Here is a 13,197-nt window from a genome sequence, read left to right as displayed (position 1 = left end):
ATCAGCCTCCCGGGGGCCCGGGCGGGCCGAAAACGATCTGATACATCCAGACGAGGAAGCCGTAGCCGCCGACGACGCCGACAGCGACGACGGGCCAGATGCCAAACGCCAGGATCAGGAAGGCCAGCAGTTCCCTTCGCCGCGTTTTCGCAGGCGGTGGTTCCATTGATGCGATTGCCTCGCGGCCGTCCTGGGTCATGACCTCCTCATGTGCCTTGGACAGGTGCTTCCGTGCGGACGGAAGCTCAGGTCCAGACTACTCGCATAAGTCGATTGATCAACGCCTTTTCGGCGCCGGCTCCTCAGTTTCCCGCGCGAGGACCCCAGAGGATCGGTGCGTAGCGGATGGCGAAAAGCAGGAATGCGCCGCTCCAGAGCGCGCCTCCTGCTCCGAGCATCGCAGCATAATTCGCGTCAGACATGGGGGCGATGACGCGCAGCGCAGCGCCGGCCGAAACCATGGCATACATGGCGGTGATGGACCTGTCGGCGACGATGGCGCGCCCCGTATGGCCGAGACTGGCCCTGGTCATGACGGCCAGCGTCATGGTCCCCACCGCGCCTGCCGTCAGCGCATGAACGGCAGCCGAGCGGTGAACCGCATCGGGCAGCAGGATGGCGAGGCCGAGGAGCGATAGCGAGACGGCGAGCCAGCCGTAGCCGACATGCAGGACGAACAGGATCGGTTCGCGAACGGTCGCGAAGCCGCGCCACCGGAACAGTCTCACGGCGAGGAGCGCGCCGGCCGCGCACAGGATTGCACCTACAGCAGCGTTCGTCGGCAGGACGCTCCAGCCGATGGTTCCCGCCGCAGTCGTCGCCAGCGCAGCCTTATCGAGCCTGCCGAACCGAGCGGGAAGCGTCGTAGCCTCCTGCTTGACGAGCCAGTTGCGCGTGAAGCTGGGCACGATGCGCCCGCCGATGAGTGCAATCAACATGGCGGCGACGCCGAGCGCCAGCCGCTGTCCGAGATCCTGGTCGAGGAAGCCTGCATTGGCCAGGTGGTCCGCCGCATTCGCGCACCCGAACAGGGTGATCATGATGGCCACGGGAGCGTTCTTCCAGCTTTTTCCCGCGACGACCTCGCGCCAGATCGCAAAGCCGAGCGCCGCCGGGAATGCCAGGTCGATGGCCATCGCCAGCCAGGGATCGGGCGAAAGCAGGCACGCTGCCCTCCCCGCCAGCCACAGGCCGATGAGCATGGCGAGCGGCAATCCGCTCAGAGGCAGCCGCCCCGTCCAGTTGGGGATCGCCGTGAGGATGAAGCCTGCAATGACGGCTCCGAGATAGCCGAACAGCATCTCGTGCGCATGCCAGTGCATGCCGCCGAACGGCCCGCCAATCTCGAAGCCGCCGAGATAGGCTCCGAGCCATGCGGGAATGGCCAGCCCTGCATGGAGTGAGGCCAGGAAGAAGAAGGGCCGGAACCCGTAATGGAGAATGGGAGGCATCGACCGGATGCAGCCACGGCCGTCCCTCGACAGGTCTCCGGACTTGAGCGCCGCCCTCGGCACCGATCTGTCGGACGGGGAAGTCGCAGTTGCGGCCATCACACGCTTCCCTGTCCGGCGTCGGCAATGTCCCGTTTCAGCCGCTCGGCACGTGTGCCCGGTTTTCCAGGCCCGGAGGAGGCTGGCATCAGGTTTCGTCTGAAAGACTGGATCATGGACGGTTACTTCCACAAGAACGAGCCGGGCGGCATGTGGTGTCGCCCGGCTGTCAGGTTTGTCTCATCTACTGTGCGAGCAGGCCGAGCTTTTCACCCACGCCCTCGCGGAAGATGTCAGGCTGCTCGGGGCCTTCGACAATCAGCTTGCCGATAAGTCCGCGGTTGACTCGCGACAGGGCGTGGTCGACCAGCAGATATTCGCCTGGCACCTCCACCTTGAAATCAACGGCGGCAGCACCACCTGGGGGAACGCTGATCGTTTGCACATCCGGCAGCACATCGCCCGTCAACGAACCGAGGTTGTAGACCTTGTCGAAAATTTCACCGATGACGTGGAAGCTCGATGTCTTGTTCGGGCCACCGACACCGAAGTAGATGCGAACCGTCTCGCCCACTTTTGCCTTCAGCGCGTTGTCACCCGTCAGCGCTTCGGCGGCACCGTTGAAGACGTAGTATTCCGGCTGTTCGTCCATCAGCTTGTCGTAGCTCTCGGTGAGCTGTCCCGACGTCCCGAATGCTTCCTCGGTGTAGAGCTCGCCCTGCATCACGTAGAATTCGTGGTCGACCGGCGGCAGGCCGCCCTCGGGCTCCACAAGGATGAGCCCGTACATGCCGTTGGCGATGTGCTGGGCGGCCGGACCGACCGCGCAATGGTAGACATACAAGCCCGGATTCAGCGCCTTGAAGGTGAACCCCTTTTCCTCGCCTGGCGCGGCGAGCGTGGCGTGTCCGCCGCCGTGCAGTCCGGTGACCGCGTGGAAGTCGACATTGTGCATCGCCATGCTGTCTTCATGGTTTTCCAGCAACACTTCGACTGTGTCGCCAACCCGCACGCGAACGAATGGCCCGGGCACCTTCCCGTTGAACGTCCAGTAGTGGTAGGTGGCGCCGTCCGCCAGCTGGCCGATGACTTCCGCCGTCTCGAGACCGACACGCACCGTCTGCGCGCCACGCTCTCCGATCGCGTTGGGCAGATCGGTTGCCTGCCTGACGATGTCGAGCGGCGCTTCATGCGTGCCGAGTCCGGCAATGTGCTGGTGCGCCATGTTCGCAGCGGCGGGGGCGACGAGCCCAAGACCCAGAGCAATCGCGGCGACCGCAGCAGTTGTGAGAAGTGTCTTGCGGGTGGTCATGACACGGTCCTTTCTGACCTCTTGTTCATGAACACATGTCTAGGCCGCCGGGCGGTGCGCTTCTTTGCGCAGCAACAAAGATCTGAGCGATCAAGCATTCTTCGGAAAGCGGCTCTGGATTTGCCTTCTGCCGAACAGACCGGCCATCGATGAAGTCGCCTCCCATTGCCTGATGTGCGCAGTCGCGAGCGCAGCGCCACAACCCATCCTGCCGTGCGCCGCTGGTCTGCTCTGCGTTTCCTCTCGGGGCCGGTCCATCTTGGCGACCAAGCCGCAGAAACGATTGCGGAAGGTCTGAATGGTCCTTGCTCGATCAGCCGATCTGGCAACGTCCGGGACACCGCATTCCCTGCGATGCCCGCCGGCGGAAGCAGCGTTGGCCTGGCTTGCTCTCACAACCCTGCAAATATCACGAACAGTTCGTGATGCCGCAGATGGAACCCGTTCCTGTAATCAGGCTTTCACAGAAGGGTGGCTCCAGGTCTGACGAAAGAAATCATGCGACGTTTGGAATTGCTGGACGGCATGCGAGGCTATTTCCTCGTTTTCATGGTGCTCAACCATCTGACCTTCGTTGGTGGGTACCTGCTGGTGAAGATCAACCATGGCGAACTTGGTTATGTTCAGGACGCGCAGGGCTTCGTTTTTCTGTCGGGCCTGCTCGTGGGCATGGTCTATGCGCGCCGGATGATCAAGGAAGGCTATGCCTCGGGTGCACGCAAGATCAGGAAGCGGGCGTTCGAGATCTACCGCTATGCGGTTGCCTGCCTCCTTGCGGTCATGGCTTTTGGCTTTGTCTTGAGCAAGTCTTCCACCTATTGGGAGCCATGGCTGTGGGATCTGGCAAACCACGATCCCTTCTACGCGATCGCATCGCTGCTGCTCCTCTATCAGCCCACCTACATGGACATCCTTCCGCAGTACATCGTCTACATGCTGGTCTCGCCGCCGCTTATCTGGCTGTGCGTGACCGGACGCTGGATGTGGGTTGCCGCATTGTCGGCAGGGGTCTGGATCGCTGTTCAGCTCGGTCTGCATTTCCCGCTGGCCGGCGGCATATATGCGGCGCTGGACCGGATTCATGACGGCGAGATGTTTCGCACGGCGTTCAACGTGCTGGCTTGGCAGGCGGTCTTCATGTCCGGTCTCGTGCTCGGTGCGCTGACCGCAAGCGGAAAGATCGACTGGGGGAAGGTGATGGATCCGCGCAGACCGGCGCTGGCCTGGGCCGCGTTTGCCCTGGTTCTCGTCTTCATGACCATACGCTTCGGCTTCACCTTCCAGTATCTGCCGGAAGCGATGAAGGAGCGCTTCACGAGCCTCGACAACCGCGTCGAGTTCAGCTTCGTCTACCTGGTGAACTTCATGGCGACCGGCTATCTGGTTGCCTGGATGGTGATGGCGGGACCAGCCTGCGAAAACCAGGTCGTCCGGGCACTTGGCAACGGCTTGCGCTGGTTGTTCAGCCTCTCCTTCCTGCGCTTCATCGGCCGCCATTCCCTCCAGGTCTATGCCTGGCACGTGGTCGTTATCTATCTGCTGAAGGGCTTCGAGTACCACTATGGTCCGTTCACCGAGTGGACCAAGACGGCCATAGCGCTCCTGGCCATAGCCTCGCTCGCCGTGCCGGCGCTCTATCGCGAGCGGGCCACCCTGTTCTCGCGGCGCCGCAAGGTCGAGCCCGCCCCCGCCGAGTGAGCCATCGCAGCCGGCGGCCCGCCAAACCCACTTCAACTGTTTCATGAATGAGCAAGGGACTGTACATCCATGACCGAATTCAACAGACGTGACCTTCTTTCGCTTGCGCTGTCGTCCTCCCTGGTGGCCGCGCTTCCAGCGCGAGCCCACGCGGCCGCCGCGGCGTCCGGCCTGTCATTCGGCCCGCCAAGACCCTTCAGCTTCGATGCGTTGAAGCTCGAGGCAGAAAAGCGCGCCACCTCACCCTGGAAAGACGGCCGTTCGCCGCATGGCGAGATCCTTCAGCAGATCGATTATGACGCGTTTCAGAGAATCCGCTTCAGGAACGACCACGCGCTGTGGGCGGACGGCGCCGGCGGCACACCGGTGCAGTTCTTTCATCTGGGGCGCTATTTCCAGGAGCCGGTCCTCATCCACGTGGTCGAGAATGGCGAGGCGCGCGAGGTGCTTTACCGAAGCGACTATTTCGATCTTCCCGCCGACCATCCCGCCCGCAGCCTGCCGGACAATATCGGCTTTTCCGGCTTCCGCCTGCAGGCGCAATCGCAGGAAACCGACTGGATCGCCTTCCTGGGCGCCTCCTATTTCCGCTCATCGGGCGAACGCGACCAGTACGGGCTTTCGGCCCGCGGCCTCGCCATCGACACGGCGCTGCCACAGCCGGAGGAATTCCCGCGCTTCAGCCGCATCTGGCTGGAACGCGTGGAGGGCGAGCGGGACCGCGTCCTCGTCTATGCCTTGCTCGACAGCGAGAGCATCACCGGCGCCTATCGTTTCGATTGCGTGAAGACCGACGGTCCGGTGATGGATGTCTCCGCGTCGCTCTATCCGCGCAAGCCCATCGAGCGCCTTGGCGTTGCCCCGCTCACCTCCATGTACTGGTATTCCGAGACCAATCGCGAGCAGGCCGTTGACTGGCGTCCGGAAATCCACGATTCGGACGGCCTCGCCATCTGGATGGGTAATGGCGAGCGTCTGTGGCGTCCGCTCAACAACCCGCCGGAGACCGTAACCAACGCCTTCACAGTTGATCAGCCGCGTGGCTTCGGCCTTCTCCAGCGCGATCGCGAATTCACCCATTATCAGGATGACGGCGTCTTCTACGACCGTCGGCCCTCCGCTTGGATCGAGCCGACCAACGACTGGGGATCGGGCCAGATCCAACTCGTCGAGATTCCGACGGACGATGAGATTCACGACAACCTCGTCGCGTACTGGGTGCCGGACGCAGCCGTCGAACCCGGCAAGCCGCTTCGGTTCGACTACCGGCTTCACTGGAAAGCGGACGAACCTTTTCCCGCCGAATTGGGGAGGGTCATGGCGACCTACACCGGAACAGGTGGCATTCCGGGCCAGGACCGGCCGGAGAACACGACGCGCTTCGTCATCGATTTCCGCGGCGGAGAGGTTGGTGATCTCGAACGCGGCGAAGCCGAGCCGGTCGTTGATCTTTCCCGCGGCGCGGTCAGTCTGGCCGATTCCCATCCCGTTGTCGGGCAACCAGGTCTCTACCGCGCTTTCTTCGATGCGAGGATCGAGGGAACCAAGCCGGTGGACATGCGGATGTACATCAGGGGCAAGAATGACAGGGCGTTGTCGGAAACCTGGATTTACCAGTATTGGCCGAACCAGGACGCACGGCAGCGCGGCTCCTGACCTGAACCCGCCTCCACCGGCTAAAACCGGAAGAAGGAAGCCTCCAGGGCCGAGTTCGAATATTCAACCGGCATGCCGCGAACGTCCGTCACCACGCGCTGGACGCGCAGCAATGCCGCTCCTTCCGGAACCGCCAATGCCTCCGCCTCGTCACCGGAAGCGCGCAGCAGGGAAACATGTTCCAAAGACAAGAAGATCTCATCCTGCAAACCGGCGCGCAGCAAGGCATAGAGCGACGCGCCGGCGAGCTTTTCCATCGGCAGCCGGTTCGCCACCGCGAGCGGCAGAAGCGAAGCCTGACGCACGACCGGCCGGCCATCCAGCATGCGCACGCGGCAGATTTCCATGACTTCCGTGGCGAGCGCGATCTTCAACGCGTGTGCCTCGCTGAGACCGGCGATGCGCCTGCGTGTCCAGAGAAGCCGCGTTGACGGCTTCAACCCCGCAGCCCGTGCAGCCGTTGGAAAATCGACCAGGCGCTCTCCACTGCGGCCGAGCGCGCGCTCGAGATAGACGGTGTTACGCCCTTGTCCTTTCGAGACCAGGCCTTCGCCGTGGAGCTGGTCCAGCGCCTGGCGCACCGTGCGGCGGCTGACCGTATAGGCCCGGGCGAGCGCGTTCTCGGACGGTAGCGCCTCACCGTTGCGCCAGACGCCGTCCGTCAGTTCGCGCGTCAGCTCCGCGGCAAGGCGCCGATAGGCGTGCATCGTCTCAGGCGCTCCGGCCGCCGATGTTGCGCACGAGGACGGCGCCGATGATGATCAGGCCGGTAAAGATGTCCTGCAGATAGTTGGGCACGCCGAGGATGGTGAGCCCGTTCGCCACCACGGCAATGATGGCCGCGCCGAGCAGGGTGCCGAGCGCGTTGGTCTGGCCGTCGCGGAAGGCGGTCATGCCGAGAAACGCCGCCGCATAGGCCTGCAGCAGGAAACCGTTGCCGCCCGTGGGGTGTGCGCTGCCGAGCCGTGCCGTCAGCAGCAGGCCGGCCAGCGCTGCCAAAAACGTGCACAAGCCAAAGGCCCAGATGCTGTTCGGCACGATGCGAACGCCGGTCAGCCTTGCAGCTTCGCGATTTCCGCCGATCGCCAGAATGCGCCGGCCAAGCTCCGTATGGTCGAGCATGAAGGCGGCGAAAAGCGTTGCCCCCAGCGCCCACAAGGTCAGCACCGGGACGCCGGCGAGGTAGCCCCTGCCGAGATCGCGAAAGCCGACCGGTATCTGGCCGAACAGGGTCGCCCCATCGCTGATCCAGAAGGTGACGCCGCCGACGATGGTGCCCATGGCGAGCGTGACGATGAAGCTCGGCATGCGGTAGGTGGCAATCAGCAGGCCGCTCAGCGCGCCGACCGCCAGGCCGGCCGCCAGGGTCACCAGCACCACCGGCAGGATGCTCCAGCCCGCGCCGAACAGGCTGACGGACACGATGCCGGCCATCGACACGACGGCCCCGACCGAAAGATCGAACTCGGCAAGCGACATGACGAATGTCGCCCCCAGCGCAACGATCGCCAGCAGCGACATCTGCTGCGTGATGTTGATCAGGTTCGAGCCTTTGGCGAAGGCGCCGGGAGAAAGGACCGAGAACAATGCGACGATGGCGAACAGGCCGATCAGGGTTCCGTAGCGGGTGGAAAAACTCACTTGGGTGCTCCTGGCTGGTCTGTTTGCTGTGGCAGCGGTCGGGCCAGTGCGTGGAAAGTCGCGTCCAGAACCGATTGCCGGGTGACCGCGCTGTTCGGCGCATCGAGCGTCACGGCGCCCTGCGCCAGCACCACCACGCGGCCGGCGAGCATCAGCAGCTCCTCGAGATCGCTGGTGGCGAACACCACGGCCGCACCTTCCGTGGCGAGACGGTTGCAAAGGGCATGGATCTCGGCCTTGGAGCGCACGTCGACGCCACGCGTCGGCTCGTCGAGCAGCACAAGGCGTGGTCTGGCGCCCGCCAGCCAGCGGCCGATCATGATCTTCTGTTGATTGCCGCCCGACAGCGTCGAGATCCGCTCGCCGAGCCGACCGTATTTCACATTCAGCCCGGAAAGGGCCTGGCGCGCGCCGGCACGCGCCGCACGCCAGGAAACCACCGGCAATCGCGGTGTGGCGCGGTAGCGGGCAAGGCGTGGGAGGATGGCGTTGTCGAGGATCGAGTGATGCATGATGAGGCCGGTGCTGCGGCGGTCTTCCGAAACATAGGCCACACCGGCCCGGATGCGTGCGGCGATGCCCGCCTGCGGCAGCGCCGTGCCGCCCAGCGCGACCCGCCCGCGCGCCAGCGAATGCGCTCCCCAGATCGACTTGAGCAAGCTCGAACGGCCACTGCCGATGACGCCGTAAAGCCCGACGATTTCACCGGCGCGGACGGTGAGATCGATCGGCGGCCGCACCGGGCTGACGCGAAAATCGGCAAGTTCCAGGACCGGCGCTCCGATCCGCGGCGCGTCCACATGGCGCTTGTGCGTGAACTCCGCGCCGGCCATCAGCGCCACCACCTCGTCGCGGGTCGTGTCCGCAACGCGCCCCGCCCCGACGGTGCCGCCATTGCGCAGCACCGTGTAGTCGTCGGCGACGGCAAACACCTCGTCGAGGCGATGCGACACGAAGATGATCGCGCACCCATGTGCCGCGAGATCGCGCACGATCCGCCGCAGCGTCGCAGCTTCGTCCTCGCTCAGCGATGCGGTCGGTTCGTCGAGGACCAGCACCCGTGCCTCGCCCATCAGCGCACGCAGGATTTCGGCGATCTGGCATTTGGCGACGGACAACCGCCCGACCGGGATGTCCAGGTCGAGATCCAGCCTGTGCGCGTCGCGCAGTGCGGCAAAGCGCGTGCGCATCGCCCGCCAGTCGACGCGGCCGAACCGGCGTGGGTAGGGCCGGCCCACATAGGCATTCTCGCAGGCCGTGAAACCCGGCACGAGGTTGAGCTCCTGATGCACGGAACGCAGGCCCGCCGCCTCTGCTTCGCGCGGGTTCCGCGGCGCGAAATCCCTTTCCGCAAGCCGCATCCGTCCAGTGTCCGGGCGGTGCACGCCGGAGAGGCATTTGAGCAGGGTGGACTTGCCCGCGCCGTTTTCTCCGAGCAGGGCATGAACGCGCCCGGCGGCGACGTGCATATGCACGTCGTCAAGCGCGACAACACCGCCGAAGCGTTTCGTCAGGCCCTCAATGTCGAGCATCGGACCCGTTCTTACTCACATTCGACCCCGAGGCTTTCGCGGTCGACCACCATCGCGTCGATGAAGATCTCCCGATTGCTGGGTGCGCCGCCGTCCAGTACGGCAGCGATTTCCTTCACCGCCGCGCGGGCAATGCTGGAAAAATCCTGCCGCACCGTCGCCGCCAGATTGGTGCACTGGCCGATCAGTTCGACAGCCTGCGGGTTGCCGTCGATGCCGGCAATGACGATGTCGGAATCGGGCATGTCGCCCTGCAGCGCCAGAAGGGCGCCGATGGCCGGCTCGTCCCAGGCCGCCCAGACGCCATCGATCGCATCGCCATGCTGGCGGATGAAGGTCTCCATCGCCTGCCGTGTGTTGTCGATCGGCCCGGGCACCTGCACATAGTGTTCTGCAATCACGTTGATGCCGGGACTCTTCTTCAGCGCCTCGTCCAGTGCAAGCTCGCGCTGACGCACGCCCGGATGCGCCGAATGGAAGAATTTTACGATGTTGCCCTCGCCGCCCAAAGCTTCGAACAGATAGTCGGAGAGGATCGTGCCCAACGCGAAATTGTCGGTGGTGATGTTGGCGGACACACCCTCGGCCAGCGCACCGTCGAGGGAGAAGACCGGAATCCCGCTATTCGCCGCCGCCGCAATCTGGTCGCCGATCTGGTTCGGATCGACGCTGACCAGGACGATCGCGTCGACACCGGCATTGGTCACGTCCTCCACGCGGCTTGCCAATTGCTGGAAATCACCGCGCGTGTCGACCACATTGACCGACCAGCCCTTGGCCGTGGCATCCGCCTTGAACGTTTCCACCATCTCGTTGGTGGCGACGGAACTGAGATAGGGAGTCAGCACGGCCACCTCCTCGGCGAGGGCGGCGGTTGCGCAGTTCATACCGGCCAGCATGGCCACCGTCAGGAGCAGGCGTTTCATGGTATCCTCCGATCCGTTGCGATACGTCTTTCTGCCAGTCGTGTCAGTTCAGCAGGCGCGCCTGATCCCGCGCGAAGCGGGAGGCGGCGAGATAGGCTTCGAAGCGCAAATCGCTGCGCGCCGTCCGCTCCGGGCGAGGAGCGACCAGAACACCGGCGCCGCGACTGTCCGGCTGCAGGCCGATCTTGCCGGCGATCATGCGCAGGACGCCGCGCGCCGTCATCTCCTGGCTGTCATGCGGGAAGGTGATGCCGCGCTTCAGGGCGTCGGCCAGGATTCGGCGCTGCAGCGGATGGCGCGCGCCGCCGCCGATGACGGTGAGTGAAGACGACGGCAAGCCCGCCGTTTCCAGATTGTGGCGGATGGCGAAGGCGACGCCCTCCATGACCGCATGTGCCATCGCGCCGGCGCCATGCGCTCGATCCAGGCCGAGAAACGCGCCACGCACATTCTGATCCTCGAACGGCGCCCGCTCGCCCGCCAGATAAGGCAGGAACAGCGTCGATGGCGGGTGCTCTTCCAGTTCCGCGGCTTGCGCCAGCAGCGCCTCGACCTTTCCGCCCGTCACCTCCGCCAGCCAGTCCATGGCAGCGCCCGCCGTAAGGAAGGGTGAGATGATGATCGCCCTGTCGGGATGGATCGGGTCGGCCAGCGTGTAGATGTCGCGCGGCGGTGCCGCGTCATGCAGGGAGAGCGTCGCCGCCACCCAGCCCGTCGTTCCGAGATAAGCATAGGCAGCACCCGGCCGATCGGCGGATGCACCCCAGGTGGCGGCGGCCGCATCGCCCGCGCCGTTGAACACCACGAGCCCCTCGGCGAGGCCGAGTTCCGCCGCCGGGCCGCTTCTCAGCGTCCCTATGACGGCATCGGCGGGCAGGATTTCCGGCAGGACATCCCTGTCCACGCCGCTGGCCCCCACCAGCGCCGGGTCCCAATCCCGTTGCTTCAAGTTCATCAGCCCGGTGGTCGAGGCGATGGTCGGGTCGATGGCGGCGCGACCCGTCATGCGAAAGGTCAGGGCGTCCTTCGCGCCGAAGCAGAAGCGCATGTCCCGGCTCCAAGCGCCACCCGGCGCAAAGCGGTCCGGACGCATCAGCTTGAGAATCGTGTGGGCCGGATCGAGCCGGTTTCCGGTCCGTGTCGCATAATCTTCCGGCAAACGCTTTTCGAGAGCGCTGATCTCGTCTTCTTCCAGCCGCCGATCGGAATAGAGCGCCGCAGGCGTGAGTGGCCGACCCTGCGGCGAAAGAACGATGAGGTTCTGCATCGAGCCGGTGCACACGACAGCCGAAATTTTCTCCCTGCCGGGCAGTTCGGCCAGCGCCTCCTTCAGGGATCGCCACCAGGCATCCGGATCCTGGGTCTGCGAGCGGTCGGGGCCCTGCACGGTCGCGATCGGCCGGGATCGTGAAGCCAGCATCACGCCGTCCGCACCGAACAGCACAGCCTTCAGTGCGGAAGATCCGATGTCGATTGCCAGGACGTTCCGGCTCAAGCCATTCCCCCTCGTCAAACGGACCGTTTCGCCCGCCGCCTCCCTACCTCCCTAGTGGTCTGATGGGGCGCCGATGTTCGGCCGCTCGTTACCGCTTTTCGCGTTGATGGATGACAGCAGGCGAGACGCCGCACCTTGTCAAGAAGCGGACCATGGTGAAGGCCGTTTCACTTCCGGAAAAGGCCGTAGGCTTCCCGGAAAGGCTTGAATCAACCGCCGGAGATCTTTGCGAATCGCGCCGGATTGCTGCCGCAATGGCGGCGGAAGGCGGCAGCGAAGCGCCCGGCGTGCGCATAGCCGACACGCGCCGCAATGCTGGCGACCGAGAGGTCGCTGCGCTCCAGCAGGAGGCGCGCATGCTCCATGCGACGCATGGTCAGGTAGTCGTAAGGGGACAATCCGGTGAAGCGCCGCATGCCGGTTGTCAGCGCACGCTGCGAGACGCCAAGCGTCTGCGACAGCGCGCCGACCGTAAGCGCCAGTGCCGCCGGTTCGTCGAGCATCGTCCTGAAGCGGTTCACATAATGCGGCAGTGGTCCGGCCTCGGCGAGCGACACCGGATCCATGGCGCTGCAGGGCACATGGGCAAACAGGGTTTCCAGAACCGCGCCGACGAGCGGCATCGGCGGCAGCGCCGGCGTGTCGCCGGCCTCCATCTGTTCGGCCACCATCAGGCCGAACAACCGGGCGAGCCGGCGACCGACCGGCATGTCGAGGTCGATCTCCGGCCTGAACAGCGGCGTGCGGCGCACCGGATCGCCGGTGAAACGCTGGTAGGCGCGCTCGACGAAACCACGCTCCAGCCGCAGCATGATCTGCGTCGTGTCGGGCCGCCAATTGGAACGCACGAACGGTCCCGGCGACAGGATCAGGCCGCGGCCGACGCGTGATGCCACGCGGTCGCGGCCGTACAGGACGTCGACACCGCCGGCCAGCGGGAATTCCAGCATGTAGAATGTATCGAAGACGCCGGCCTCCACCTCGATATCGGGGCCGTAGCGCAGGAGGTTGAGCGAGGCGTCGCCGCTGGCGATGGCGTGGTGGCGAAAATCCAGCGCCGCTTCCCCCTTCGGCATCAGCAGCCTGTGCGGGCGATAACGCGCGCCGATGGCCGCCTCCGCCTCGGCCACGTGCGGCGAGCGCAGGCCGGGCAACTGGCCGAGCCGATGCGATGCATCGATGAGATCAGGCACCATCATCGGTTCAGGATAAGCACGCCGGGGGAACCTGTCCACAACATCGCCGATTGGGACAAGCTGCCTGCTCGGCGCCACGGGGGCGGTTGAAATTGCCGTTTCAATTCAGCCTGTTGACGAAAGCAAGCGATCCGGTCCCGCGTTTGACTTGTTCCTTCGCGCCGTGTCTCAATTGGCGAAAGCTGAAACAACGGACGCCCAGGCATGACCGCACCGACCCGCCCCAATTCCTTCCGCATCGGCCCCGATGA

Annotated in this window: 11 protein-coding genes; 2 read left to right on the top strand and 9 right to left on the bottom strand. The window is 64.8% G+C overall.

Annotated features, from left to right (window positions below; translation table 11 throughout):
- Position 1: 1 nt before the first annotated feature.
- The 3 genes from napE to nirK all read right to left on the bottom strand — a co-directional run bounded on the left by napE (position 2) and on the right by nirK (position 2,802).
- Positions 2-199: a periplasmic nitrate reductase, NapE protein gene (napE, locus tag AB843_RS05730; protein ID WP_048645863.1), complete on the bottom strand. Its 198-nt coding sequence runs from the start codon at positions 197-199 to the stop codon at positions 2-4.
- A 103-nt stretch (positions 200-302) separates the two neighbouring features.
- The gene (locus tag AB843_RS05725) at positions 303-1,451 is read right to left on the bottom strand and encodes an NnrS family protein (RefSeq protein ID WP_048645862.1); all 1,149 of its coding nucleotides are present in this window, start codon (positions 1,449-1,451) and stop codon (positions 303-305) included.
- 283 nt (positions 1,452-1,734) lie between these two features.
- The gene (nirK, locus tag AB843_RS05720; RefSeq protein WP_048645861.1) at positions 1,735-2,802 is read right to left on the bottom strand and encodes a copper-containing nitrite reductase; all 1,068 of its coding nucleotides are present in this window, start codon (positions 2,800-2,802) and stop codon (positions 1,735-1,737) included.
- Positions 2,803-3,300: 498 nt separating this feature from the next.
- On the opposite strand from nirK, the gene AB843_RS05715 reads away from it, so the two are divergent.
- Both AB843_RS05715 and AB843_RS05710 read left to right on the top strand, forming a co-directional pair.
- Positions 3,301-4,500 (top strand): OpgC family protein, encoded by a 1,200-nt coding sequence (locus AB843_RS05715; RefSeq protein ID WP_048646103.1) that lies wholly within the window; start codon positions 3,301-3,303, stop codon positions 4,498-4,500.
- Between the two features lie 69 nt (positions 4,501-4,569).
- The gene (locus tag AB843_RS05710; protein WP_048645860.1) at positions 4,570-6,156 is read left to right on the top strand and encodes an OpgD/OpgG family glucan biosynthesis protein; all 1,587 of its coding nucleotides are present in this window, start codon (positions 4,570-4,572) and stop codon (positions 6,154-6,156) included.
- 20 nt (positions 6,157-6,176) lie between these two features.
- On the opposite strand, the gene AB843_RS05705 is transcribed toward AB843_RS05710, so the two are convergent.
- The 6 genes from AB843_RS05705 to AB843_RS05680 all read right to left on the bottom strand — a co-directional run bounded on the left by AB843_RS05705 (position 6,177) and on the right by AB843_RS05680 (position 12,946).
- Entirely contained in the window at positions 6,177-6,863 is a 687-nt protein-coding gene (locus AB843_RS05705) for a GntR family transcriptional regulator (protein ID WP_048645859.1), read from the bottom strand.
- Between the two features lie 4 nt (positions 6,864-6,867).
- On the bottom strand, positions 6,868-7,797 hold the full coding sequence (locus tag AB843_RS05700; RefSeq protein ID WP_048645858.1) for an ABC transporter permease: 930 nt from the start codon (positions 7,795-7,797) through the stop codon (positions 6,868-6,870).
- On the bottom strand, positions 7,794-9,329 hold the full coding sequence (locus AB843_RS05695) for a sugar ABC transporter ATP-binding protein (protein ID WP_048645857.1): 1,536 nt from the start codon (positions 9,327-9,329) through the stop codon (positions 7,794-7,796). Before AB843_RS05695 ends, AB843_RS05700 begins: the two co-directional genes overlap by 4 nt.
- Positions 9,330-9,340: 11 nt before the next feature.
- Positions 9,341-10,255 carry a sugar ABC transporter substrate-binding protein gene (locus AB843_RS05690; protein WP_048645856.1) on the bottom strand — a complete coding sequence of 305 codons (915 nt, stop codon included), beginning with the start codon at positions 10,253-10,255 and terminating at the stop codon, positions 9,341-9,343.
- Positions 10,256-10,298: 43 nt separating this feature from the next.
- Entirely contained in the window at positions 10,299-11,750 is a 1,452-nt protein-coding gene (locus tag AB843_RS05685; protein WP_048645855.1) for a xylulokinase, read from the bottom strand.
- 209 nt (positions 11,751-11,959) lie between these two features.
- A complete protein-coding gene (locus AB843_RS05680; RefSeq protein WP_048646102.1) occupies positions 11,960-12,946 on the bottom strand; it encodes an AraC family transcriptional regulator in 987 nt (328 codons plus the stop codon).
- Positions 12,947-13,197: the final 251 nt, after the last annotated feature.

The organism is Nitratireductor soli, from assembly GCF_001050155.1.
Taxonomy (GTDB): Bacteria; Pseudomonadota; Alphaproteobacteria; order Rhizobiales; family Rhizobiaceae; genus Nitratireductor; species Nitratireductor soli.
Note: the sequence above shows the minus strand (reverse complement) of the source record. Positions and strands in the feature narration are given on the sequence as shown.

Bases quoted from the DNA above. Each gene is read 5' to 3' on its own strand.
- napE (WP_048645863.1), bottom strand. From the start codon at position 199: ATGACCCAGGACGGCCGCGAGGCAATCGCATCAATGGAACCACCGCCT.
- AB843_RS05705 (WP_048645859.1), bottom strand. From the start codon at position 6,863: ATGCACGCCTATCGGCGCCTTGCCGCGGAGCTGACGCGCGAACTGACG.
- AB843_RS05710 (WP_048645860.1), top strand. From the start codon at position 4,570: ATGACCGAATTCAACAGACGTGACCTTCTTTCGCTTGCGCTGTCGTCC.
- AB843_RS05680 (WP_048646102.1), bottom strand. From the start codon at position 12,946: ATGGTGCCTGATCTCATCGATGCATCGCATCGGCTCGGCCAGTTGCCC.
- AB843_RS05695 (WP_048645857.1), bottom strand. From the start codon at position 9,329: ATGCTCGACATTGAGGGCCTGACGAAACGCTTCGGCGGTGTTGTCGCG.
- AB843_RS05715 (WP_048646103.1), top strand. From the start codon at position 3,301: ATGCGACGTTTGGAATTGCTGGACGGCATGCGAGGCTATTTCCTCGTT.
- AB843_RS05690 (WP_048645856.1), bottom strand. From the start codon at position 10,255: ATGAAACGCCTGCTCCTGACGGTGGCCATGCTGGCCGGTATGAACTGC.
- nirK (WP_048645861.1), bottom strand. From the start codon at position 2,802: ATGACCACCCGCAAGACACTTCTCACAACTGCTGCGGTCGCCGCGATT.
- AB843_RS05725 (WP_048645862.1), bottom strand. From the start codon at position 1,451: ATGCCTCCCATTCTCCATTACGGGTTCCGGCCCTTCTTCTTCCTGGCC.